Origin of the sequence: Streptomyces noursei, from assembly GCF_016917755.1 — a bacterium.
Taxonomy (GTDB): Bacteria; Actinomycetota; Actinomycetes; order Streptomycetales; family Streptomycetaceae; genus Streptomyces; species Streptomyces yunnanensis.
Map to the genome: position 1 here is coordinate 8,975,432 of NZ_CP070326.1, position 24,449 is coordinate 8,999,880.

Below are 24,449 nucleotides of genomic sequence, written 5' to 3' on the forward strand. Positions count from 1 at the left end.
GGCGCGGGAGTGCGCGCCACCGCGGTTCGCGGGGTGGGCGGGCACTCAGAGCAGAGCGTCCTCGTGGTAGAGGCCCACGCTGTAGATACGGCAGCCGGGCGGGCGGGTGGACCGGGCGGCCCGCCGTCCGTCCTCACGCCAGCAGGCCGTCTCTTCCTCGGTGAAACGCCTCGGTTCGGGCGGCCCGACGGCCAGGACCTCGACACGGACCTGCCGGGCGCGGACCGCACTGGGCAGGCGGATGACGTTGAGGCGGTGGTAGTTGTCCTCGGCGCGGTGCAGTTCCCGCCATGGTTGGTGCGGCCCGGGGCGGCTCAGCACACGGTAGGCGGAGACGCACTGCGGGGGCCGCCACAGGCCGGGAGCGCTGCTGATCCGGGCGTTGAGGTCGGTGTCGAACCGGAGCCGCACCTCGTCGAAGGTGAGGGGCCGGGGGTAGCTGAGCTCCAGGCTCTGCGGCAGCGATGCCTGTGGGTCGGACATCCACAGCTGCGGTCCCGTCTCGGGCCAGTGCCGTCCGGTGACCGCGTTCTCCGGGCCATAGGGGTATTGCACGGGATCGGTGCGCAGAGTGAGGGCGGTCCATTTGTCCTGGCACCAGTGCCGGTAGGCGGGCAGGGCGATCTCACCGGCGGCCGGGACACCGTGGGAGTGCGCCTCCGCGGTGGGGCCGTCGTCCGTGGTGTGCAGGTACTGCGCCGTGGTGCCGGGCGGCTGGTCGGTGGCGGTGATCCAGTGGACTGCCGCCGCATCCGGTGCTGCCGCTCCGGCAAGTGGGCTCAGGGAGAGCCGATGGAGACGACCGGGGCGCACCACGGCCTCCAGCGGCAGGGTGACCTCGGCTGTGCCGGGCGGCACGTCCACCGTCCCGTGGGCGACCGGTTCCCCGTCCGTACGAGTCCACAGCGTGGGGACCTCCGCGAGGTGCCACCCGATCGTCGCCATCGTCCGGCCGTCGTTGCGCAGCCGGACCGCCGCCGTGCGCAGCCGCCCGGTGCTCACCGGGAAGACCAGAGCCTGGGGAACATGCAGGCGGCGGGCCTGTGCGGGGTCCGGCGCACCGAAGTCGAGCGGCGCCTGGCTGTCAGCGGTCACCGCGACCTCCAGCCCGGTGACGGGCCGCTCCCGCATCCCGTGGATGCGGACGTCCGAACGGAGCAGGCGCTGCTGTACGCGGTCGATGTGCTTGTCGTCGGGGTCGGCAGTCTGTTGCGGAGTCAGACCGCCGAGCAGCGCATATGCGGCGGCGACGCCGGTCGCCTGGCCGAGCATGCCGAGGATCTGCTGGACCCGCAGCGCGCCCAGTGCCACATGCGTGGCGCTCAGGCACCGGCCGCCCAGCCAGAGGTTCGTCACATTGCGGCTGTAGCAGGCACGCAGCGGCACGCTGAAGGGCGGTACCCGCGTCCAGTGCCGGTAGTCGACGTCGGCCTTGGACGGTTCTCCGGGCTCCGACTTGTTCAGCAGCCCTCCCTTGGCATGCAGGTCCAGGTACCAGCCGACGGAGGCGATGCGGTCGGGCCAGACCCCGTCCTTATGGCAGTCCCACTCGCTGAGCACCACATCGCCCAGCAACCGTCGGCTCTCCCTGCGCCCGGGCAACGACCCGATCCACTCCAGCGCGTAGTTGGCCAGCGCTCTTCGCCGGGGATGGTGGTTCTTGAGGTAGTTCCATACGCCCAGTGCATGGCGCAGCAGTTCGTCGCGGACTTCCTCGGCACCGGTCACCTGGTGGAACGGGTAGCCGATCTCCAGCCACCAGAAGCCGCCGAACTCCTTGCGGTGGATATTGCGCAGTTCACGGAACGGGCCGATCGGATGCTGTGCGTCATACGGTTCGGCCCACGTGGGAGGCGTGTAGAAGACCGGACGGCCGGTGTCGCGGGCCCGCAGGGTGATGGTGCTGCCGGAGGTGGAGAAGTCCCGGACCGCCGGGGCCAGCGGTTCACCGTACTCGTGACGGGCCTCCCGCCCGTAGTCCCAGTCGGCGCCCGCGAGGTAGCCCACGGTTCCGTTGCCCGTGCAGTCCGCGAACTGCCGGGCGCGCAGCCTCAGTTCCTTCTCCGTGGTCAGCTGTACGGCATCGACCCGGCTGATGGTGATCCCCTGGCCGCCGGACCCTCCCTTGTCCGCATCGGTGCCCATGACGTGGACGGTGCGGACGCTGGCGTTGAGCACCGTACGCAGCCGTGGCTGCTGCCGTGCCGCGTTCCACAGCGTCAGATCCCAGCCGCAGTTGGTCAGCCCGCTCTCCCAGAATTGCGCATGGTTGGTGGCCCGGTCCTCCAGCAGCAGTTCTTCGACGATGCCGGTCTCGCGCGCCCACGCCGAAAAGTGCGCCGTACCCGCGGGCACCACACGTACCTCGCTGGAGGAATTGCCGCCCAGGACCGGCCGGTCGTGCACCAGGACCGTGTCGGCGCCTTCGCGTGCGGCGGCCAGCGCCATGCACAAGCCGGCCAGTCCGCCGCCCACGACGACTAGGTCCGCATGCAGTTCTTCGGTGTACCGGGCCGGCCGGTCGGCGGGATTCTCCGGCGTCGGGTACCGGGGGGAGTCCATCGCAGTCATCGGTGGTCTCCGTTCGGCGGGGTACCTGCCGCCTCATAGGCGGCCCCGGCCCGGAGCACGTGCCGGTCGCCGCCGGGTGCGCCCAGGAACTGCACCCCCAGCGGGAGCCCCCGGCCGGCCGGTTCGGCGGCAGGCACCGTGAGGGCGGGTGCACCGGTCACGGACGCGGGTCTGCACAGCCGTGGGTAGGCCGCGGCGAGCGGTTCGGGTACCCCGTCCGGGCGTGTGCGGTGGGTGGCTTCCCGCTCCGCGGCCGGCGCCGGAACGGTGGGCACGAGCAGGACGTCCACCTCGGCCTCGCGGAACAGCGCACGCCAGCGCTCCCGCAGCCGGCGGACACGCCCGGACAGCCGCGCGGCCCGCTCGGCGCCGATCCGTCGGCCGTCCCGTACCGCCGCGGCGATCCCCGGTTCGGCGGGGAGGGCACCGGGAAAGCGGCACGCCGTCTCCCAGAGCGTGAGGGATGCGGTCAGCTCCCTGTCGAAGTACTCGGCGTCGACGGCGACATGGCGCAGCTGTGCGCCGAGGGAGCACAGTGTCCCGGCCGCCTTCTCCACGGCCTCTACGGCGCGGGGCACACAGCCCTCGGAGAAGAAGCCGCCCGGGACGGCGATCCGCAGCCCTCGTACGTCCGGCTGCCCGGCGGCGTCCGGCGGCGCGCTCGGCCGGTCAGCGGAAAGGGTGGAGAAAAGTAACTGAATATCCGTCACATTCCTTGCAATAGGGCCGACTTCATCAAAGGTCTCGGACATGACGGTCAGCCCGCGCCGCCCGACCAGGCCGGCACTGGGACGCAGCCCGGCCACGCCGCACAGAGCCGCGGGAATGCGCACCGAGCCGACGGTGTCGCTCCCCAGCGCCGCGGGCACCAGACCGGCCGCGACCGCCGCCGCGGACCCGGTGCTGGACCACCCCGGCGTATGCGCCGGATCGAGCGGGTTGCGGGTGTCACAGTCGAAGGTGAACAGTGCGGGAGCCCGTGTGGTGCCGACGATGACCGCCCCCGCCGAGCGCAGGGCCGCGACGGCCTGGGCCGGAACCCGACCCGTGGCGCCCGTCTCCAGCAGCACCTTGCAGGCCATCGGTACCCCGTGCAGCGGCTCCAGTCGTTCGCCGCTCATCACCTGGCGCTCGGCCTCCCGGGCCGCCCGCCTGGCGTCTTCCGCATCGACCCGGTCGAAGGCCCGCAGCCAGGGATCTTCGCGTTCGATTCCGCGCAGGCACTGCTCCAGCAGCTCCACGGGCGAGAGGTGGCGCTCGCGTACCAGCCACGCCGCCTCCACCACGCCCGGGACGACCGGCGTTCCGGCATCGTTGTCGGACGCGCTCCGCCCGCCCTTGACCGTCATGTCCCGCCTCCGGCCCGCACCACGTCGGATCCGAAGGTGAAGGTCTCCTCGCCGGCGCCTTCCAGCAGGGCCAGCCACTGTTCGAGCAGGGTATGGAAGCGCTCCGGGGCCTCCAGGTGGATGAAGTGACCGCAGTCCTCCCAGACCAGACTGCGCGACGGCGGGCCGGCCAGGAGACCGGCTTCCCAACGTGCGCGGCTCCGGTCGCGGTTGAGCGCGAGCACCGGCTGAGTGCGGCGCACCAGATACCGGGACGAGGCAGGCTCGCTGGAGAAGGATTCGGCGGGCATGTGCAGGTCGGCCAGCGTGCGCCGCATCACCTCCGGGTCGGTCCGCCGCACCCGGTCGCGGAGATACGCGCGCAGCTCCGGGTGATGTGTGCGGTCGACCGAACCGGCGACGAGATCGGGGGCGAGCTCGGTGGGATCGGTACGCAGCTGCTCAAGCCATGGCCGCACACGGTCGCGGTGGCCCTCCGGACGTCCGTAGGCGGGATCGAGAACGAGCAGGCCCGCCACCCGGTCGCCGGCCTCCGCGGCGACGACGGAGGCGACCACGGCGCCGAGTGAGTGGCCGACCACAACGGCCGGGGCGGCCACCCCGCGCTCGTCCAGCAGTCGGACGACATCCGCGGCGAGCGTCGCCGGCCGGTAGTCGCTGGTCGAGGGACCGGAACTGCCGTGACCGCGAAGATCGAGGGCGATCACTCGGCTCCGGCTCCGGAAGCGCTCCACCGTCGCGTCCCAGTCATGGAGGTCCGCGCCCCATCCGTGGATGAGGACGAGCGGAGTGGCCGTCGCCCGGCTCGGCCCCTCGTCGACATACGCCAGCCGCCCGTGCGGTCCGTTCAGACAGTGTGGCAGCAGCTTCTGCTGCGGTAGGGCGCTCAACGGTCCGCCTTCTGGGGAGCGCTGGCCTGCCAGCGGCAACCGTGGTCGTCGCCGTCCTCGATCAGTTCGAAGCCGGGTCGATAGCCGCGCGCGGCGATATTGGCCGAGGTGGCCGCGGTGCAGAACTCGCACGGGGACTTCAGGGTGAGCGGTACGCCGCGGGCCCGGGCGCGCTCCCGGTAGTCCCAGATGCCGCAGTGGGTGATGAGCAGTTCCGCCCGCTCCCGCGATGCCTCGAGCAGCCGCATCTCGGACCCGTACAGTTCGGCCTGTCTGGCCACCCGGCCTATGGCATCGGCGGCGCCACGGCCGCCGGCGCGCTCCACCGCGCCGTGCACCGCCGCGTTGGCGCGTGCCCAGGCCGTCAACTCGCCGTAGCCGAAGCGGCTGATCAGGAAGCGCTCGATGAGGGCCTGCGCCCGGAAGAAGACACGTTGCCAGTCGGCGGGGACGGGCGGGTCCTGGGCCGGGAGGCCATCGAAGATGGCCGCCTGAATCCCGAACCACTCCCCCAGCGCCGTGCCGGCCTGCTGTTCCACCAGGTACTTCGTCATGCCCGCTTCGGCCTCGAAGAGGCGCTGCTTCCACAGCGCCACCCGCTCGGCGTCACTCATCGTGAAGATGTCGGCCGCATACCCGCCGTCGACGGGCGCAGCCGCGCCGGAACGCTGCTCCGGAAGCTCTGTCGTCGTCTGCTCCGTTGCCATCTCGGTCCACCTTTCCCGCCGTCGTTGTCAGCTGGACCGAATGCCCTACGACGGCGTGCGGCACCCGGTCGGGTTGTTCACCAGTACGGCGAACTCGCCGTGCCCGGCGAGCTCCCGGGCCGCCTCGCACCGGGCGGCCGAGTGCCCGGCTCCCAGCCGGGGAGCGCGTCGAGCAGGGCCTGGGTGTAGGGGTGTTGCGGCCGGTCGAAGACCCCTGCGGTGCTGCCGCTTTCCACGACCTGGCCGTCCCGCATGACCATGACGTGGTCGCAGAGCCGGCGGACGACCCGTAGGTCGTGGGAAATGAACAGCATGGTGAGTCCGTAGCGTCGGCGCAGTCCCGCGAGCAGGTCGAGGATCTGGGCCTGGACGGTGCTGTCCAGCGCGGAGACGGGTTCGTCGCAGACGAGCAGGCGGGGCCGGGGTGCCAGGGCACGGGCGAAGGCGACCCGCTGCTGCTGCCCACCCGAAAGCTGCGCCGGCCGCCGTGCCAGGTGGGCCGCCTCAAGCCCGACCTGTTCCAGCAGCTGCACCGCCTCGTCACGGCGGGCGCTGCCGCTGGGCACGCCCCGCACGCCCAGCGCCTCCTCCAGCAGCCGGCCGATGGTCCACCGCGGGTCAAGGGAACTCAGCGGATCCTGCTGGACGAACTGGATCTGCCGGCGCAGGGGACGGCGCAGCCGCTCTGCCAGGCCGCTCCAGAGCTCGCCGTCGAAGTGCACCGAACCGAAGTCCGGCGTCTCCAGCCCCAGGACGAGGCGGGCCGTGGTGCTCTTGCCGGACCCGGACGCGCCGACGATACCGAGAGTTCGGCCGGCGGGAAGTCGGAAGGACACCTCTCGTACCGCCGCTCGGCGCTCCCCGTGCGGGTCCGGGTAACTCTTGGTCACGGACCTGACGTCGAGCAGGACCGCGTCGGGGGGAACGGCCCCGTCGAGCGGGCTCTCGCGCGCGGCGGTCTGCGCTGTAGGCGGCGCCGTGGCGGTATCCGGCACGGCGACAGGGCATCCGGTGTCCGGCCGGGCTGTCGCGGCGGAGCGGCGCACAGCGACCGACGGGACGGCGGCCAGCAGCTCCCTGGTGCGGTCGTGGAGCGGATCGGACAGCACCCGTGCGGCCGGTCCCTCTTCCACGACGCTGCCGTCGTGCAGCACCGCCACCCGGTCCGCCACCGTGGCCACGGCAGCCAGGTCATGACTGATCAGCAGCAGTCCCATGCCCGCGTCGCGCAACCGTCCCAGCAGGCCGAGAACCTGCGCCTGCACGGTGACATCCAGCGCCGTCGTGGGCTCGTCGGCGATGAGCAGGGCAGGACCTGCGGCGAGCCCGGCGGCCAACAGCGCGCGCTGGCGCAGACCGCCGGAGAGCTGGTGGGGGTACTGTGCGGCCCGCCGCACAGGATCCGGTATGCCGACCTCGGACAGCAGCTGCGCCACCCGGTCCGCGGTCTTCGCACGCGGCACGATCCGGTGGGCACGCAACGGTTCGGCCACCTCGGCTCCGACGGTGCGCATCCCGTCGAGCGACACCAGCGCGTCCTGGAGCACCAGTCCGATCTGACGCCCTCGTATCCGGCGCCAGGACCGCGGCCCCCACCGCGAGGCGTCGTTCCCCCCGACCGTCCAGCGCCGGGCGGTGACCCGCGCACCCGGACCGGCGAGGCCGACCAGCGCCCGGGCGGTGACGCTCTTCCCCGATCCGGACCGTCCGACGAGTGCCAGGCACTCGCCGGGGGCGATGGCCAGCGTCACACCGTTGACGGCCGGTACACGCCCGCCGCAGCCGGCGAAGTCCACCGTGAGTCCGTCACATGCGACCAACGGGGCATACCTCTGTGCGCTGCTGGTCATCGGCCCACCCCGATGATGCTGCCGCCGAGCCGACGGCCGAGGGCGGTCACCGACATCGCCAGGACGGTCACCGCGCAGCCGGGGAAGGCCGTGGGCCACCAGGCGAGTTGGAGGTATTCCTGACCGTCGGCCAGCAGCGTCCCCCAGTCGGTCGACGGTGGCTGGGGACCGAGCCCGAGGTAGCTGAGCGCGGCGCCGGAGACCATGGCGCCGCCGAAGCCGACCGCGGCGAGGACGAGCAGCGGGCCGAGCGCGTTCGGCAGTATGTGCCGGGTCACCAGGTGTCGGCGCCGCAGGCCCAGCACAAGGCCGGCCTCCACGAATCCCGCGCCGCGCACCGCGAGCACCCGGGCCCGTGCGACGCGTGCGTACCCCGGTGCCCCGGCAATGCCGACGGAGAGGACCATGTTCGCCGTCCCCGGTCCGGTCACCGTGATGACCAGCAGCGCGAGCAGCAGCTCGGGAAAGGCCATCAGGACTTCGGTGCAGCGCATCAGCACCCCGTCCACGGCGTTCCCGAAGAGGCCCGCCGCGAGGCCGATCAGTGTGCCCACGGTGGCACCGATGGCCGTGGCCCCCGCACCAATCAGCAGAGACAGCCGAGTGCCGTGCACAAGGCGGGAGAAGACATCACGGCCGAGCTCGTCGGTGCCGAAGAGATGGCCGCTGCCCGGAGGCCGGAGGGTCTGCGCGGACGTCGCGTCCGGCGCGTGCTGGGTGAGCAGCTCCGGACGGACGGCGGCCAACAGTGTCACCGTGAGCACCAGCGCAACGGGAACGGTGGACAGTCCGCTGCCGAGCGGCAGCCTCGGGCACGCACTCCTGATGGCCTTCCGGGCCGCGGTCAGCGCCTGGCGGGCGGAGGGCATGCGGCGGCACGTCATGCCCTCGCCTCCCTCGTCGCCCGTCCGTCGCGCAGGCGGGGGTCAAGAAGGGGCACCAGCAGATCCACCAGCAGGTTGATCACGGTGAAGGTGGTGGCGGACAGCATCACGACAGCCATCACGACGGGCGTGTCCTGGGCGGTGACCGCGGTGATCAGGACGCGCCCCACCCCTGGCCTGGCAAACACCGTTTCCACCAGCACCGCACCGCTCAGCAGGCTGCCCGCAGTCCACCCCGCCAAGTTCAGCGCGGGCAGCGCCGCGTGACGCAGCGCGTGCCGCACCCGCAGTACGGACTCCCGCACACCCCGTGCCCGCACGGTCAGCGCGAACGGCTGGGCGAGGGCCTCCTCCAGCCCCGCCCGCACCACCTGCGCAAGCGTCCCGGCCACCGGTACGGCCAGTGTCACGGCCGGCAGGACCAGCGAGGCCACCCCCTGATCACCCGCTATCGGCAGCAGCCGCCATCGGAAGGACACCACCGACAGGGCCAGCAGGCCGAACCAGAACTGCGGTACGGACACCGCGGCCATCTCGACCGCCGACACCACCGCCCCGATGACCCGTCCCCGCCCGGCCGCGAGCAGTGCGGTGGCCAGTGCCACCACCACGGCCACCCCCACGGCGGCCAGGGCCAGTTGGCATGTCGGACCCAACTGGTCGGCGAGCACCCGCGGTACGGGCTCGTTCAACTGGTACGAGTAGCCCAGGTCGCCGGTGAGCAGCTTGCCGAGCCACACCCCGTACTGCACCACCAGCGGCTGGTCGAAGCCGTACGCGCGAATGATCTGCTGACGCAGTCCCGGCGTGGCGCTCACCGTGGGGCCTAAGACGGCGTCCACCGGGGACCCGCCGATGAGGTGCAGCGCGACGAAGGCAACCGTCACGGAACCCCACACCACGGCCAGTGCGGCGATGCTCCTGCGCAGGACATACCGGGGAACGCCGGACCTCACCGCGCCCCCGCAAGCCACACGCCCTGGAACAGCGGCCATGCGTGGGCGTCGAACGTCAGCCCGCGCACCCGCCGGTGCGCGCCCACCACCCGCCGGTCCACGGCGGTCGGCAGGGCGTAGCCTTGAGCGGCGATGCGGCGCTGTATGCGGGCGTACAGCGCGTCCCGGCGCGTCCGGTCTCCGACGGTGGATGCGCTCCACAGCCATGCGTCGAGCACCCGGTCCGCAGTGCGGGAGGCGTTGTAGCCACCCTGTGTGAACGTCTGTCCCGAGCCGAAGAGGGTACGCAGCACATCGGCGTCGGCGGCCGGCCAGCGGAAAGCCACCATGTCGTACCGCCCCGCGTTCCGGCGCGGCAGAAAGTCATTGGCGGCCAGCCGGATGAGCCGCACCTCAATTCCCACCTTCCCGAGATCGGCGCGCACGCCCTCGTCCAGCGTGCGTTGTTCCGCAGGCGTGAAGTCGGCGACGAACGGGAGGTCGACGCTCAGCCGGTGGCCGTGCCAGGTCCGGTAGCCCTCCTGGTCGCGGTGGTGCCAGCCGGCCGCGTCCAGCAGCCGATCCGCGCGGGCGCGATCGGGCCGCTCCGCGCCGGGCGAGGGGTGATGTCCGGGAGTGGCGGGGCTGAGCACGCTGTCCGCAGGCCGTCGCTGTCCGAAGTACACGGACTCCAGCAGGGTGTGTCGGTCGAGCGCGCAGGCCGCCGCCAAGCGGATCCGCCGGTCGGCGAAGGGGGCCCGGCGGGTGTTGAGGAAGTAGGTGTATCCGACGCCTGGCGGCACCTGGCTGATCAGGCGCATCCGTCGATCCGCGCGTACGGTCCGGGTGTGCTGGGGCGGGACTCCGTCCGCCACCTCCGCCTGTCCGCTCAGCAGCGCTCCGATCCGCACAAAGCCGACGGGCAGGAAGCGGTACACCAACGTGTCCAGGTAGGCGGGGCCTTGATGGCCGGCTCCTTGGGGCGCCCAGGCGTAGCGGGGATTGCGGACGAACTCGGCCTGCTGTCCCTTGGTGTGCGAAACGAAGCGGAACGGCCCTGTTCCCACCGCGGAGGGTCCGCCCGCGCACAGCGCTCCCGGGGCGGCGTGCAGCGAGCGCGGCGAGTGAAATCCGAGGTAGGTCGTGCTGAGGGCACTCAGAAACGGAGCGAAGGGCCGGCTGAGCCGGATGCGTACCGTGTGCCGGTCCACGACGGTCGTGGACCGATAGGGCTCGATGAGGGCGGCGGCATACTCCGACTTCGTGGCGGGAGCGGCGATCCGGTCGAGATTCACCTTGACCGCCGTGGCGTCGAACGGGGTGCCGTCGGTGAACGTCACGCCCCTGCGTAATCGGAAGGTGTAGACGGTGCCCTCGCCGGAGACCTTCCACCCGGTCGCGAGCCACGGGGCGAAGGTGCCGTCGGGGCGCTGGGCGATCAGCGAGTCGTAGACGTTACGCATGAGGGAGGCGGTGACGTCGGCGGGGCTGACCTGCGGGTCGTAGCAGTCCGGTTCCTTGTCCGCGGCCACCGTCAGCGTGCCGCCCGAACGCGGAGGACCGGAGGGCCCCATGTCCTCGGCGGCGCTCCCGGAGCGGGAACACGCCGTGAGTCCGGCGGTTGCGACCAGCAACAACGCCACAAGCTGGTGTCTCGACGGGATTCGCATGCCCTTCCCAAGGTGGACACACACCGGGTGCCGCGCTCGACCCCGGTGGGAGCGCGCCGCGGTGCACGAAGGAGGATGCCTGAGGACAAGAGGGTTTCAGCGGGCGGTGTGACCCGCTCTCCGCCCGCGAGGTCGCGGAGCGGAACATCGTTCGGACATGTCCGGGAGGAGCGAGCGACGCGTTGCTTCGTACCGGCCGCGCCGGTGATGCACCCGATGCCGTGACGCAACGTCAACAACTGCTAACCCATCCATGGCAGACATCATCAAACGCCGCCCAGCGCAAGGTCAAGAGGGTTCCGGTTGCCCATACGTCTAGAGGTACGTATCTACGGACCTTTCACGCCAGCCTCGGCCTTCCGCCGGGTCGGTTTCGCTGCCGAAAACCATCGCTGACGGAGCCCGGTCGCATACCGCCGACCGGCGCATCCGTGCAGATGGCGGCCTGTATCACCGGACGACTGGAAAGCCGCTCACCGGCCGCCGCGCCAGGCCGGAATTGGTTCCATGGAAAAGGGTCGGCCTGCCGGCGATCGGCAAAGGCCCTTGACGCGTTCCCGCGCCATCGCCTTCCATAGAGAGCGTCGGCAGGCCATTGCGGAAGCGTGAATCACCCCGCCGTTTCGGTCCGCCTCGAAGCGTGCGGGACCTGCCATACATGCGAGGCGCGCCCCGGACAATCCCCGCGCCACCGTACCGATGTTGAGCTTTCTGCTGATGATTCTTTCGCGCGAGATGGGGGCGAATTCAGCTTCCGGATGACATCCGCGCATACGCACTGCACGCCGGAATCCGGCACTCCGGCAGGCCCACGGATGGGTGCGAATCCCTTGAGACAGACTCGAGGGAAGTAGACATAGGGAAGCAGACATGCAGTCGACGCTAGCGAACGACGGCACTCCGGCCTTACCTGGGCCAACCCCGCTGCACTCAGCGATGGGTGGCACCCGGAGCGGGCGCCTCTCCCTGAACGAGATCCCGTCCCCCATCCCTTCCAGCGTGCTCCGTGAAATCGATTCGGTTCTCCCTGACCTCAGCCGCCACCCGGACCCGACCTGCACACGGTTGGTTCAGGCGATAGCACGGCACCACGGCAGCGCGCCGGACGACATCGTCGTCGGGCCCGGCCGGCTCGCATTGGCCACCGGAGTCGCTCTGGCCGCAGCCGCCGATGAAGCCGAATCGGAAATCATCTACCTGTCCCCCACGTTGGAAGGCATCTCCACATCGGCACGGATCGCACGCATGAGCCAGGTCTCCGTACCCCTCTCCGACGCATGCACACAGGACCTGCAAAACATCGGCGACCTGGCATCGAGCCGAACCGGACTGGTGTACCTCTGCAATCCGAACGAACCAACCGGTGTAGTTCTTGAACGCCGGCAGATTGAACGACTGCTGCATCAGCTACCCCCGACGACCATCGTGCTCATCGACCAGACGTACGCGGACTTCGTCGACGCACAACTGGACGTCGACGTGACCGGTCTGCAACGGCACCATCCGAATCTGATCGTGCTGCGGTCGTTTTCGGCAGCGGACGGGCTGGCCGGCCTGCCGGCGGGATATGTGATAGCCAAGCCACCGCTGGCGCACAAGATCCATGAATACATGCTGCCGTTCACCATCGACACGATCGCCCAGGCAGCGGCGACCGCATCACTCAACAACATATGGCAGCGGGAACTACGGATCAGGAACATCATCGAGCAGCGCGAATCCATGCATCGCGAACTCTCGACCTACGGATACCGCTCACCGAAGAGCGGCACGAACTTTCTCTGGATCCCGCTCGGGCCGGCCAGCCTGGATTTTGCGGTGGCCTGCCGGGAGGCCGGTATCGACGTCCGACTGTACTCGCAGCGCGGCGTACGCGTCTCGGTAGGACGACCGGAGGAGAACCAGGTACTCCTGCGCGTGGCACGGGACTTTGCCATCGACCGTGACGTCCTGGCCGCTTCACACCACGCGGGATACGGACACCAGGGCACCCCGGCGGAGGGCAGGGTGCTGCACGGTCATCAACCGTGCTCGGTGGGCGAACTCCCCGCAGAGTGAAGTGCTCGATTTTCGCCAGCAGTTGTTTGGAGACGGCAATGAAGCTGAACAGTTCCACGGTGTCCGTTGATCAAACCAAGCTGCGCTCCGTTTGCGGGCTGTTCTGCAGCGGGGTGACGGTCGTGACCGCACTACACCGGGGCAGGCCAGTGGGCCTCACCTGCCAGTCCTTCAGTTCGTTATCGCTGGATCCTCCCTACATCGCACTGTGCATTGGACGCAACTCGCTTACGTGGCCACTCATCAGGCAGGAAGGTCGATTCTGTGTGAACATCCTGGCGGACCATCAGGAAGGTGTCTGCCAGCAGTTTGCCCGCTCCGGTGGCGACAAATTCACCGGGGTGAAGTGGACCGAATCACCCAACGCTTCTCCCCTACTCGATGGCGTTCTTGGGTGGATCGACTGCTCACTGGTGCGGGAGTTCGACGGCGGAGACCACGTCATAGCCATCGGGCAGGTCACCAACCTCGACCAGGCCGAAGCGGATTCTCCCCTGCTGTACTACCGCTCTTCATTTCAGCGCTTACCCTGACCCGAAGGGTGCCGGCGTTCATCCTTCTCTGCACGGAGGCTGCACGATGACATCATTCCGATACGACCCGCTGTCGGACCGTCAACTCGACAACCCGTATCCGATGTACCAGCGGATGCGTGACGAGTGCCCCATATTCTTTGACGAGACCAGGAATGTCTGGGTGGTGACCCGCCACGAAGACGTCTTGACGGTAGCACTCGATCCGGAGACCTACTCATCGGAAAATGCGGTCCGCCTCTCCACGGGAGATGAACCCGATGGGGTCAAAGAGGTCTTACAGCAGGGTTGGTCACTGACGCCGAACCTGACCGAGAGCGACGGCGAGCAACATCGCCAACTGCGCGCCATGGTTGGCCGTGTCTTCACGCCCGGCAAGGTAGCGCAGCTGGATCCCTTCATCCGGAAGACCATCGATGAGTTGGTCGACGGCTTCATCGATGCAGGGCATACCGACATCATCGAGCGGTACGCATGGCCACTGCCGCTGATCACCATGGCTCAGATCCTCAGAATACCACAGGACGATGTCCCCCAGCTGCACCAATGGAGTTACGACTGGCTTCGCCTGTCCGAATCGGCGCATTCACTGTCGGATCGCGTGAAGTATGCGCACAGTGTTGTTGCGATGCAGCACTACATCATGGGCCTGTTCCAGAACAAGGAAGCGACGGACGGGGATGACCTGATCTCCCTGCTTCTACGGTCCGCCCAGGAAACCTCGATGGACACCGTGCAGGTCATGCAGCTGGTGATGAACCTGATCATCGCCGGCCATGTGACGGTCACCCGGGCGATCGGCAACGGCATCGTGACACTGCTGGACCACCAGCTCGACGTCCGAGAATCGCAGCTGGACGAGCAGCTCACAAAGACGATGGTCGATGAGATCCTGCGCTTTGAATCACCGGTCCAAGGACTGTTCCGTACCGTGATGACGGACACGGAACTCGGCGGGGAACGGCTGCGCCGCGGAGACCGGGTCATGGTCCACTGGGGAGCGGCGAACCGCGACGAGCGAGTCATCTCCGATCCCGAGCGGTTCGATATCGAGCGCAAGACGTCCCGCCACAACGTGGCCTTCGGCCGGGGCATCCACGCTTGCCTGGGCGCTCCGCTCGCAAGGCTTCAGCTGCAGATTGCCATCCCCCGCCTCTTCGAACGCCTACCGGGCCTGCAACTGGCGAGTCCGGATTCCTGGATCCGGGACCGGATCATGATCGCGCGGGGATTCGTGTCACTGGAACTCCGTTGGGATCAGCACGAGAAGACGACTGACCCGATGGCACTGACGGCACCCCGACAGGGGCTGAGAGCTCCTTAGCGGTTGTCTCCAGACGGCGAAGTGCGTGCGCAGGAGACGCGCAGACCAGACTGGTCGGCTTCCACGTCAACCACCATGGCCGGCGCGCCGATTGGGACATCACCCCAGAGACACACGTAACGCCCGTACACCGGCGCGGTTGCTACACGAGAGGGGAATTGTGCATACGCGAGGACGCGCCCGCTGGGCCATCGGCGGGCTGCTGGCGGGAGGAATTCTCGTCAACTTTCTCGACCGGACGGCCCTGTCGGTGGCGAGCTCTCCCCTTGCCAACGAATTCGGCCTCAGCCTGAGTCAGCTCGGCATTGTACTGTCCGCCTTCACGTGGTCGTACTGCCTGGTACAACTGCCCGCCGGTGTGCTGGTGGACTTGTTCGGGGTATCGCGCCTCACCCGGATCGCTTCTCTCCTATGGGCCGTCGCCAGCCTGCTCACGGCGGTGGCCGGCGGGCTTGGTGGCGTCATCGTGGCGCGTCTGCTGCTGGGGGTGGCTGAGGGGCCGTCGATGGTCGGTGCTTCCAAGGCAACCGCAGCGTGGTTTCCGCTCAGTGAACGCGGCATGGCAACAGCGCTGTTCGACGGAGCCCACAAGCTCGCCAATATGGTGGCGTTCCCCGTTCTGGCCTTCGTGATGAGCATGTGGGGCTGGCGAGCCGGCTTCCTGTTCACCGCGGCGGCCAGCCTGCTGTTCGCCGCCGTGTGGTGGTGGGGATATCAGGACCCGTCCGCACACCCCAGACTGCGGGCCTCCGAGAGGGAGTTCATCCTCCGTGGCGGCGCGCGCGACACGGACCGGGGACGCTCCGGGCAGCTGCGCACGGTGCTGCGCTCCCGCACGAGCTGGAAGATCGCGCTCGGCTTCGGCTGCTACGGCTACACGGTCAATGTGGTCCTTATTTGGATGCCGGAGTTCTTCCAGCGTGAGTTTCACCTCCAGCTGCTCAGCTCCGGCATCTACTCAATGATCCCCTGGGGCGTGGCGACGGTCGCGGAACTTCTCCTGGGAGGCTGGCTGGTCGACAGGCTGGTGCGGCTCGGCCGCGATCCCGTGCGAGTCCGCAGGACGGTGCTGATCTCCGGGATGACGCTCGGGGCGACGGTCGGTGCCGCGGGAATGGTGCGCTCCCCCGCCCTCGCCGTGGGCTGGATGTCCCTCTCTCTCGCCGGACTCGCCATTGCGGCGCCGGTCGCCTGGAGCCTGCCTGGCCTGTTCGCCCCCACCGGAGCGGTGGGGGCGGCCACAGGGCTGATGAACTTCGCCAATACCGCGGCCACGGCCGGCGGGGTGGCGCTCACCGGCTGGTTGGCCGACGTGAGCGGGACCTTCCACGCGCCGTTTGTGGTGGCAACGGCGGTGCTGGCCGTGGGGGCTGGGGCGTACTGGAGCGTGCTGCGGCCCTCACAGACGTCTTCACCACCCCCGACCGTCCACTCCGCGCACGCGGAGGCGGGCACCCCCGGTCGCGATGCGGCAGCGGCCCCGTCCGCGGGTTCCTCGCCGCAGTTGGACTCCCCTTGACGCCCCACCCCGACGACTCGGTTTGACGGCTCGATGTGATGACCCACCTTGACGACGATGCAGGTACAAGCTCAGTGCGGCACGACGCACGGATGAACGGCGGTCACGGCCGGAAAGGTCTAGCAATGGGGAATACGTCGCAGAGCAACGCCACACGCACGCAACTCGAAGCCAATCGGAAACGGCGCATCGCCGAGCTGTTGTCGGCTGAACCGGGGCTCGTTGACCTTAAGCCGCTGCCGGAAGTCTTCGAGGCAACCGGCGAACGCGGACTGCGGTTGTCCGAGATCATCAAGAGAACACTTGCGGGATACGCCGACCGCCCGGCGCTCGGAGAGCGTGCCAAGGAGTTCGTCCCGGTGGCCGGACGTACCGAGATGCGGCTGCTGCCCCATTTCCGAACCCTCACCTACAGCGAGTTGTGGTTGCGGTTGTGCGCCGTCGCCGCCGACTGGTATCACCACCCCGAGCACCCCCTGCGGGCCGGCGATTTCGTAGCCGTCCTCGGCTTTGCCGGCACCGACTACACCACCGTGGATCTGGCCTGCAGCCAAGTCGGCGCGGTCGCCGTGCCACTGCACAGCAACTCCACCGTTGCCCATATCCGCCTCCTGGTGACGGAAGCAGCACCACGCATCTTCGCCACGAGTGCGGAACGCCTGGAAACGGTGGTCGAGGCGTTGACCGGGGACACGTCCGTCCGCCGGTTGGTTGTGTTCGACTACCACCCCGAGCTCGATGAGCACCGTGAACACATGGCGGCCGCACGCCGGAGGCTGGCTGAGGCCGGTTCGCCGATTTCGCTGGAGCTTCTGTCCCACGTCATCGACTGTGGGCGGACATCGCCCCCTGCGCCGGACCTGCCGCAGGAGGACCGTGCGGGAGAAACGCTGTCCGCACTGATCTACACCTCCGGCAGTACCGGAAGTCCCAAGGGCGTCATGTATGCGGAGTCCACCATCTCCCTGATGTGGCGTCCGAACTGGGATCCCAGTTACCAGTTCCCCGTGATCACCGCCAACTTTCTCCCGCAGAGTCATCTCGTTGCGAGGAGGATCCTGGCCACGACCCTCGCCCGAGGCGGTACCGCCTACTTTGTGGCCAGCAGCGATCTGTCCACTTTCCTGGAGGATCTCGCGCTCATACGGCCGACCGACCTCACCGTGGTGCCACGAGTCTGCGAGATGCTCTTCCAGAGCTACCAGAGTCGCCTTGACCAGCGGGCCCCGCGGACCGAGCTGCGAGAAGCGGACTACACCGAGGTGCTCGCGCACTTCCGGGACGAAGTGTTCGGCGGCCGCATCGTCCGAATCCTGTGTGGTTCGGCACCGCTCGCACCAGAGCTGGTCGCTTTCCTTGAATCCTGCTTGGAGGTTCCGTTCCACAATGGATACGGCACCACCGAAACCGGATTCCTCATGCTGGACCACCGCGTGCAACGGCCCCCCGTGGTGGACTACAAGCTCGTCGATGTGCCCGAGCTCGGCTATCTCACCACCGATTCCCCGCACCCTCGAGGGGAATTGCTGGTCAAGACCCAGCTGATCACCTCCGGCTACTATCAGCGCCCCGAGCTCACCGCCGAGGTCTTCGACGAGGAAGGTTTCTACCGCACCGGCGACATCATGGCCGAGATCGAGCCGGACAACCTGGTCTACATCGACCGGCGAAACAACGTGCTCAAGCTTTCCCAGGGTGAGTTTGTAGCGCTGGCGAGGCTGGAATCGGTCTTCGCCACCAGCCCGCTGGTGCATCAGATCTACCTGTATGGGAACAGTTCCCGCGCCTATCTTCTCGCCGTGGTGGTGCCGACTCGCGCGGCAATCCAGCAGGCGTCCGACAAGGCGGCACTCAAATCAACGATCAGCGAGTCGCTCCAGCGCATCGCAAAGGAGGCCAAGCTCAACCCGTACGAAATTCCACGTGACCTGCTCATCGAGACCGAGCCATTCAGTCAGGACAACGGCCTCTTGTCCGACTCGACCAAGCACATACGGCCACGGTTGAAGGAGCGCTACGGCGAGCAACTCGAGCGGCGCTACGCCGAACTGGCCGAAGGGCAGGCCAACGAGTTGCGGGGACTGCGGCATGACACGAGCCGCCCCGTGGTGGAGACGGTCACCCGCGCCGTGCAGGCGCTGCTCGGCATGCCCGAGGGTGAGCTGAACCCGGGCACCCGTTTCACCGACCTGGGTGGGGATTCGCTGTCGGCGTTGTCCCTGTCCCATCTGCTGCGGGAGACCTTCGACACCGAGGTCCCGGTCGGGACGCTCATCGGCCCGGCCAACAGCCTGCGCCAGATCGCCGATCACATCGAACAGCTGCGCAGCCCGTCCACGGAACGGCCCACCTTCGCCCGCGTGCACGGCGAACACGCCACCGCGGCGCGGGCCGAGGATCTCACCCTGGACAGGTTCATCGACCAGGACACACTCACCGCAGCCACGTCACTCCCCCAGCCGACCGATGCGCCCGGGACAGTACTGCTCACCGGAGCCAACGGCTATCTCGGCCGATTCCTGTGCCTGGAATGGCTGGAGCGGCTGGCTCCGATCGGCGGCACACTGATCTGCCTGGTACGCGGCGCCGATAACACAGCCGCTCGACAGCGCCTCGAACAGGCGCTGGACAGCGGGGACGCCGAACTCCGGCGACATTTCGGCGAGTTGGCCGGCAACGGCACACTGCAGGTGCTGGCCGGCGACATCGGCATGGCCAACCTGGGCCTGACCGATCAGACCTGGCAACGATTGGCCGCCACGGTCGACCTCATCGTGCACCCGGCCGCGCTGGTCAACCACGTCCTGCCCTACAGGCAGCTCTTCGGCCCCAACGTCGTCGGCACCGCCGAGCTCATCCGCATGGCCCTCACCACCCAGCTGAAGCCGATCAGCTACCTGTCCACCGTGGCCGTCGCGTCGCACGGAGCAGCCACGCTGGATGAGGACATCGACATGAGAGTGGCCTGCCCGGTGCACCCGATCGACGAGCGCCACGCAGGCGGCTACGCCCTCAGCAAATGGGCCGGCGAGGTACTGCTGCGGGAAGCCCACGACCTGTGCGGGCTGCCGGTGACCGTGTTCCGTTCGGACATGATCCTGGCGCACGGCCGCTACACCGGACAGCTCAACGTGCCGGACACGTTCACCCGCCTCATGCTGAGCCTGATCGCCACCGGCATCGCTCCGCAGTCGTTCTACCGCACCGAAGACTCGGGCCAGCAGCCACGGGCGCACTACGACGGCCTCCCGGGTGGCTTCGTCGCCGCCTCGGTGGCCACCCTGGGAGACGGCACGGCCGGCTACCGCACGTTCAACGTGGTCAACCCGCACGACGACGGCATCTCGCTGGACACCGTTGTCGACTGGCTGGCTGACTCCGGCACACCGATCCACCGAATCGAGGACTACCAGGAGTGGCACGAGCGGTTCGAAGCCGCCCTGCGGGCGCTGCCGGAGAAGCAACGACAACACTCTCTCCTCCCCATAGTGCACGCCTATCGCGAACCAGCAGCACCGTTGGCCGGGTCGGTCGTCCCTGCCACACGGTTCCAAGAGGCGGTACGCGCCGCCGGAATCGGGCCGGAGAAGGAAATCCCACACCTGTCCCGGCCACTGATCGAGAAGTACCTGACGGATCTCCGCCACCTGGGCCTGGTCTGAGCCCGGGCTCTCATGCGGGGGCTTACCGGTGGCCACTCATCGACACGCACGGCGCCAGCCGGTGCGGCCGGCCCGCGCTCGGAATCGGCACCCCATACAGCGAAAGGACGTACTCGTTCGTGAACGGAACAATCGCCGAGTCCGTGGGAACATTCGAGATCGCCGACAAGCCGGTGGCCAGGCTCGGCTTTGGCGCCATGCGGCTGACCGGGCGCGGCGTGTGGGGACCGCCCGCCGATCGAGCCGAATGCGTGCGCGTGGTGCGGCGGGCGGTCGAGCTGGGCGTGCGGCTGATCGACACCGCGGACTCCTACGGCCCGCACATCAGCGAGGAGATCATCGCCGAGGCGATCCACCCGTACCCGGGGGATGTGCTGATCGCGACGAAAGCGGGGGTGACCCGTAACGGCCCGGACATCATCGACACCGGCGGCGGACCGGTCCACATCGGCCCGAAGGCATGGCCGCCGGTCGGACGCCCGGAATACCTGCGCCAGCAAGCGGAGATGAGCCTGCGGCGGCTCCGTCTGGAGCGGATCGACCTGTTCCAGCTGCACCGGGTCGACCCCGCGATCCCACTCGCGGACCAGGTCGGCGAGCTCGCCAAGCTCAAGGCCGAGGGCAAGATCGCCGCGGTGGGGCTTTCCCAGGTCAGTGTCGAGCAGATCGAACAGGCCCGGACCATCACCGAGATCGCCACCGTGCAGAACCGCTACAACCTCACCGACCGTTCCTCCGCGGCGGTGCTCGAGTACTGCACGGTCAACGGGATCGGGTTCATGCCGTGGGCTCCCGTCGCCGCGGGCACGCTCGCCGGCCCCGGCGGCCCTCTCGCCCGCGTGGCCGCCAACCACCGAGCCACACCGGCCCAGGTGGCGATTGCCTGGCTACTGGCCGCCTCCCCGGTCATGCTGCCCATCCCCGGCACGGCCAAGGTCGCGCATCTCGAAGACAACCTCGCGGCGGCCACCGTGCGACTCGAACCCGGCGAACTCGCCGAACTCTCCGAACTCGGCTGAGGAGGCGATCCCGGGAGCGGCGAACAAGGAGGCCCCGGTGCCGGGAGAGGGCGCAACCGGGCCGGGGCGTCCGGAGGTCGGTGAAGAGCGGGTCGGCTCGGCGGAACCAGCGAGCGGTCGTGGTCAGGGGTGCACGGTGGCAAACGGGCCCTGTACCGCGGCGAGCCGTTGGATCACCGCGACAGATGGGTGCCGGCTGCTCCGTCCCGGGGCGGCAGGAGCCCGACGCTCCGGTACAACTGGCCGCGCTCGGCGCGGGAGGGCAGAAGGGACCCGGGCGAGGGCGCCGGCCACCTGGGACGAGGCGGTTGCAGCAGCGCACGTGGAAGCGCGCTTGAGCCGGGCACCAACGGCTGACCAGGCGAACTCTGGGCGGCCGCCGAGCGGTTCACCTCGGCCGCCCTGCAACGCCCCTGCGCGAACTCACCATCGGGCTCATACGCCGAGCCGGCCGGACGAACACCGCTGCCGCCACCGACGGGCACGGCCCCTCGCCCCCGGCGTGGACGTACAGGCTGGATGCCGGGCGGAACAGAGGAGAGGACAGATAGATCGGTCCGGCCTTGCATCCGCCCGGCATCACAAGCTGACACGGCGTTCACGGTCAGCGGTTATGCGGATTCGGCTGGATTCTCGTTCCGGAACCAGGCGATGACGAACACCGACACCACCAGCAGAACGACGCCGATCGTCCGGTATCCCAGATCCACTGAGCTGACGAACTTGTCAACCATGTCTGTGTTGCCGCTGGTCAGCAATCTGGAGAAGACGGACGACTGCGGTTCACCGTCGGCGATGCGGGCGAAGAAGTGAGCCTGGATGATCGTTCCCATGGTGGCAATGCCCACCGCCGCCCCGAGCTCGCGCATGAGGCTGTTGAGACCCGATCCGGCCCCGACACGGTTCGCGGGCAGGGAGCCGATGATGGCATTGGACAGCAATGGTGCGGAGAGCCCGATTCCCGTTGCCATCAGCAGCAGGTAGACGATGAGAACCGCGTACGGCGTCGCCGCGGTCAATGTTGACAGCAGAGCCAAGCCGAGGACCAGGGTTGCCAGCCCCGACGCAATGGTTGCACGCGCGCCGATGCGGTCGGCAACCCGCAGGCTTTTCGCCGAGACCACGGCATTCCACAGGGGCATGGGAATCGTGGCGAGGCCGGCCACCAGCGGTGTGTAACCCTTGGCGAACTGCAGATACTGGGAATTGACGTAGAAGAGCGCAAACATCGCCAGGAAACCGACCATTACTCCGACCGTCCCGGCCCGGAGCTTCGGGATGCGGAAGAGCGCCGTGTCGAGGAGTGCATGCCTCTTGCCCCAGCTACGCACCGCGTAGTACGCGATGACCGCGATCCCCATGATTCCGGAGGCAATGACGGTCGAGGAGGTCCAGCCCAGTTCGGAACCCTCGATGATCATGTAGAGAAGGCTGGTCAGACCGACGATCAGGAGCGCCGATCCGGCGAGGTCCACCTTCGCGTCCACATTCTGCGTCCGGGGCACATATGCCGCAACACAGATCGTGGCGCAGACCGCCAGAACGGCGAACACCAGGAACATCATGCGCCAGCCACCGAACTGCACCAGAGCCCCGCCGGCCGTGGCAGCCACCATGCCGGCGGCCTGGACGGCGACCGTCCACCCCGTGACCGCCTTGGGACGTTCCTGCTCCGTATGGATGTTCACGATGATCGACAGTGTCGTCGAAAACACGAATGCCGCTCCCAGCCCGGTGAAGAAACGCGCGGCAAGGAGCAATGCGATCGTCGGGGCCAGCCCTGAAGCCAGGCAGCCGATGACGTATACGGTCAGGCCGACGAGCAGAAAACCTTTACGCCCATAACGGTCCGCGAGGGCGCCCGCTGGGACCAATAAGCAGGCGAAGACGATGGTGTATCCGTCGACGACCCATAATAACTGAGTCGCCGACGGATGCAGATCACTGGTAGAGATGGTCGGTATCGCAAGATTCATCACCGATACCATTCCCATGACCAGAAATGCCGCGCCAGAAGCGATGCGACGAGCTCCGCGCCGCCGCGGATGACCAGCTCGTGCCGTCGGTTCGACACCCGTGGTTGCTGTCACGAATCTCCCGTCCTCGTTTCGAGTCGAGCATCGCCCGGGCGCGACGAGCCCCGGGCCGTCGACTACTGAGTGACATCAGAAGCTTCCGAGTCGTATACCTCGAAGCGATGTTTCGAAGTCTATACCTCGAAGCGACGTACTGTGAGCGGTTGCCGAGCGAGAGCTGACGGCGTGACAGCACAGTCGTGCGGAAGGGCAGGCAGCCGCGCCGGGGTGGCGAAGGGGCAGACGACTCCCGTTCGCCACCCGCTGGAGAAGGTCCGTTGACTCCCTCCCCGAGCGCCGACTTCATCTGCCTGCTGGCGCAGAGGCCCGCTGCGTCACTCGGGGAGACGCGGCAGCACCTGTTCGCGGAAGCGCCGGAGGTTGCCGGCCATGTCGTTGAACGCCTGGCCGCCGTAGTCGATGTGCCACAGGAACGTGTCCACGGACAGCGCGCGCTGGAACTCGACGATCCGCTCCGTGACCGTCTCCGGTGAGCCGACGATCGCCGTCTCGATCAGATCGTCGTCGGTCATCTCCTTGATGCTCTTCACGATCTGCGGGTACTTCGCGTAATCCGACGAATGCGTATGCAGCAGAGACTCGGCGGCCTCGCCGAACACCTGCCAGTGCGCCCGAAGTCGAGGCAGCGCCCTGTCCACCGCGTCTGCGTCCGTCTCGCCGATCATCAGCGGGATGCTCATCGCGACCCGCGGCGACGCCCCGGTCTCCCTTGCAGCCTCCCGGAAGCACGACTTGTAGAGCTCTACGTTCTCCCGGGCCTTGGGCAATTCCGCAGCACGCGGCGGAGACGCCATGAGGAGGTTCAGCCCGCGGTCACCCGCCCAGGAAAACGTCTCCGGCGACATCAGGCCGGCGACCCAGGTGGGCGGATGCGGCGTCTGCACCACCGACGGAAGGGAGTTGACACCGGAGTACTGGAAGAACTCGCTGGATTCCGAGACGCCCTTCCCGGTCCACAACCGAAGGACGGCGTCGACCGTTTCCTTGTACCGCTGCCGGCTTCCCTCCATCGGCACACCGAAGGTGTCGAATTCGTAAGGAAGGAAGGCGCGAGCGAACCCGACATCGAGTCGCCCGTGGCTGAGGACGTCGACCTGGGCGGCTTGCGCCGCTATCTGCACCGGGTGATGGAAGGATGCCTGGATGCCTCCGGTCATCAGGCGGATCGACTGAGTCCGGGCGGCCACCGCGGCCAGAAAGGTGAGCGGGTGCGGGCTGTACCCGCCGTACTCGTGCAGATAATGCTCGACCATCTTCACATAGTCGAACCCCAGCTCTTCGGCGAGGCAGGACAGGGCGAGCGCATCGTCGAGATACTCGGTCGCAGAACGCTGACTGCAACGGCAGTCCGGTAAGAATGAGATGCCGTATTTCATGGTGCG

General features: G+C 68.3%; 16 protein-coding genes. 6 read left to right on the plus strand and 10 right to left on the minus strand.

Annotation, left to right across the window (positions count from 1 at the left end):
- Positions 1–45: 45 nt before the first annotated feature.
- The 8 genes from JNO44_RS39135 to JNO44_RS39170 form a co-directional block, all read right to left on the minus strand.
- Entirely contained in the window at positions 46–2,571 is a 2,526-nt protein-coding gene (locus tag JNO44_RS39135; RefSeq protein ID WP_205368734.1) for an FAD-dependent oxidoreductase, read from the minus strand.
- Positions 2,568–3,920 carry an amidase gene (locus JNO44_RS39140; protein WP_205368735.1) on the minus strand — a complete coding sequence of 451 codons (1,353 nt, stop codon included), beginning with the start codon at positions 3,918–3,920 and terminating at the stop codon, positions 2,568–2,570. Before JNO44_RS39140 ends, JNO44_RS39135 begins: the two co-directional genes overlap by 4 nt.
- Positions 3,917–4,810, minus strand: coding sequence for an alpha/beta fold hydrolase (locus tag JNO44_RS39145; RefSeq protein ID WP_205368736.1), 894 nt, complete (start codon positions 4,808–4,810; stop codon positions 3,917–3,919). The genes JNO44_RS39140 and JNO44_RS39145 overlap by 4 nt, the downstream gene beginning before the upstream one ends.
- Positions 4,807–5,517: a hypothetical protein gene (locus JNO44_RS39150; RefSeq protein ID WP_205368737.1), complete on the minus strand. Its 711-nt coding sequence runs from the start codon at positions 5,515–5,517 to the stop codon at positions 4,807–4,809. Before JNO44_RS39150 ends, JNO44_RS39145 begins: the two co-directional genes overlap by 4 nt.
- Before the next feature lie 77 nt (positions 5,518–5,594).
- Positions 5,595–7,367 (minus strand): dipeptide ABC transporter ATP-binding protein, encoded by a 1,773-nt coding sequence (locus JNO44_RS39155; protein WP_205368738.1) that lies wholly within the window; start codon positions 7,365–7,367, stop codon positions 5,595–5,597.
- Complete coding sequence (locus tag JNO44_RS39160; protein ID WP_205368739.1) at positions 7,364–8,251, minus strand: ABC transporter permease; 888 nt, start codon at positions 8,249–8,251, stop codon at positions 7,364–7,366. The genes JNO44_RS39155 and JNO44_RS39160 overlap by 4 nt, the downstream gene beginning before the upstream one ends.
- The gene (locus JNO44_RS39165; RefSeq protein ID WP_240167864.1) at positions 8,248–9,138 is read right to left on the minus strand and encodes an ABC transporter permease; all 891 of its coding nucleotides are present in this window, start codon (positions 9,136–9,138) and stop codon (positions 8,248–8,250) included. Before JNO44_RS39165 ends, JNO44_RS39160 begins: the two co-directional genes overlap by 4 nt.
- 65 nt (positions 9,139–9,203) lie before the next feature.
- Positions 9,204–10,823, minus strand: coding sequence for an ABC transporter substrate-binding protein (locus JNO44_RS39170; protein ID WP_205368741.1), 1,620 nt, complete (start codon positions 10,821–10,823; stop codon positions 9,204–9,206).
- 1,032 nt (positions 10,824–11,855) lie between these two features.
- Between JNO44_RS39170 and JNO44_RS39175 the strand changes: the two genes are divergently transcribed.
- The 6 genes from JNO44_RS39175 to JNO44_RS39200 all read left to right on the plus strand — a co-directional run bounded on the left by JNO44_RS39175 (position 11,856) and on the right by JNO44_RS39200 (position 20,971).
- Positions 11,856–12,914 carry a pyridoxal phosphate-dependent aminotransferase gene (locus tag JNO44_RS39175; protein ID WP_205368742.1) on the plus strand — a complete coding sequence of 353 codons (1,059 nt, stop codon included), beginning with the start codon at positions 11,856–11,858 and terminating at the stop codon, positions 12,912–12,914.
- Positions 12,915–12,952: 38 nt separating this feature from the next.
- Positions 12,953–13,447 carry a flavin reductase family protein gene (locus tag JNO44_RS39180; RefSeq protein ID WP_205368743.1) on the plus strand — a complete coding sequence of 165 codons (495 nt, stop codon included), beginning with the start codon at positions 12,953–12,955 and terminating at the stop codon, positions 13,445–13,447.
- Between the two features lie 46 nt (positions 13,448–13,493).
- Positions 13,494–14,771: a cytochrome P450 gene (locus tag JNO44_RS39185; protein WP_205368744.1), complete on the plus strand. Its 1,278-nt coding sequence runs from the start codon at positions 13,494–13,496 to the stop codon at positions 14,769–14,771.
- 160 nt (positions 14,772–14,931) lie between these two features.
- Complete coding sequence (locus JNO44_RS39190; RefSeq protein ID WP_205368745.1) at positions 14,932–16,290, plus strand: MFS transporter; 1,359 nt, start codon at positions 14,932–14,934, stop codon at positions 16,288–16,290.
- A gap of 125 nt (positions 16,291–16,415) precedes the next feature.
- Positions 16,416–19,952: a carboxylic acid reductase gene (gene car / locus JNO44_RS39195; protein ID WP_240167865.1), complete on the plus strand. Its 3,537-nt coding sequence runs from the start codon at positions 16,416–16,418 to the stop codon at positions 19,950–19,952.
- Positions 19,953–20,071: 119 nt separating this feature from the next.
- Positions 20,072–20,971 carry an aldo/keto reductase gene (locus JNO44_RS39200; protein WP_205368746.1) on the plus strand — a complete coding sequence of 300 codons (900 nt, stop codon included), beginning with the start codon at positions 20,072–20,074 and terminating at the stop codon, positions 20,969–20,971.
- Between the two features lie 611 nt (positions 20,972–21,582).
- Here JNO44_RS39200 and JNO44_RS39205 read toward each other — a convergent pair.
- Positions 21,583–23,061 carry an MFS transporter gene (locus tag JNO44_RS39205; protein WP_205368747.1) on the minus strand — a complete coding sequence of 493 codons (1,479 nt, stop codon included), beginning with the start codon at positions 23,059–23,061 and terminating at the stop codon, positions 21,583–21,585.
- Positions 23,062–23,381: 320 nt separating this feature from the next.
- Complete coding sequence (locus JNO44_RS39210) at positions 23,382–24,443, minus strand: LLM class flavin-dependent oxidoreductase (protein ID WP_205368748.1); 1,062 nt, start codon at positions 24,441–24,443, stop codon at positions 23,382–23,384.
- Positions 24,444–24,449 lie beyond the last annotated feature (6 nt).

Coding starts and splice junctions, on each gene's coding strand:
- JNO44_RS39185 (WP_205368744.1), top strand. CDS start 13,494: ATGACATCATTCCGATACGACCCGCTGTCGGACCGTCAACTCGACAAC.
- JNO44_RS39160 (WP_205368739.1), bottom strand. CDS start 8,251: ATGACGTGCCGCCGCATGCCCTCCGCCCGCCAGGCGCTGACCGCGGCC.
- JNO44_RS39155 (WP_205368738.1), bottom strand. CDS start 7,367: ATGACCAGCAGCGCACAGAGGTATGCCCCGTTGGTCGCATGTGACGGA.
- JNO44_RS39180 (WP_205368743.1), top strand. CDS start 12,953: ATGAAGCTGAACAGTTCCACGGTGTCCGTTGATCAAACCAAGCTGCGC.
- JNO44_RS39210 (WP_205368748.1), bottom strand. CDS start 24,443: ATGAAATACGGCATCTCATTCTTACCGGACTGCCGTTGCAGTCAGCGT.
- car (WP_240167865.1), top strand. CDS start 16,416: ATGGGGAATACGTCGCAGAGCAACGCCACACGCACGCAACTCGAAGCC.
- JNO44_RS39140 (WP_205368735.1), bottom strand. CDS start 3,920: ATGACGGTCAAGGGCGGGCGGAGCGCGTCCGACAACGATGCCGGAACG.
- JNO44_RS39135 (WP_205368734.1), bottom strand. CDS start 2,571: ATGACTGCGATGGACTCCCCCCGGTACCCGACGCCGGAGAATCCCGCC.
- JNO44_RS39150 (WP_205368737.1), bottom strand. CDS start 5,517: ATGGCAACGGAGCAGACGACGACAGAGCTTCCGGAGCAGCGTTCCGGC.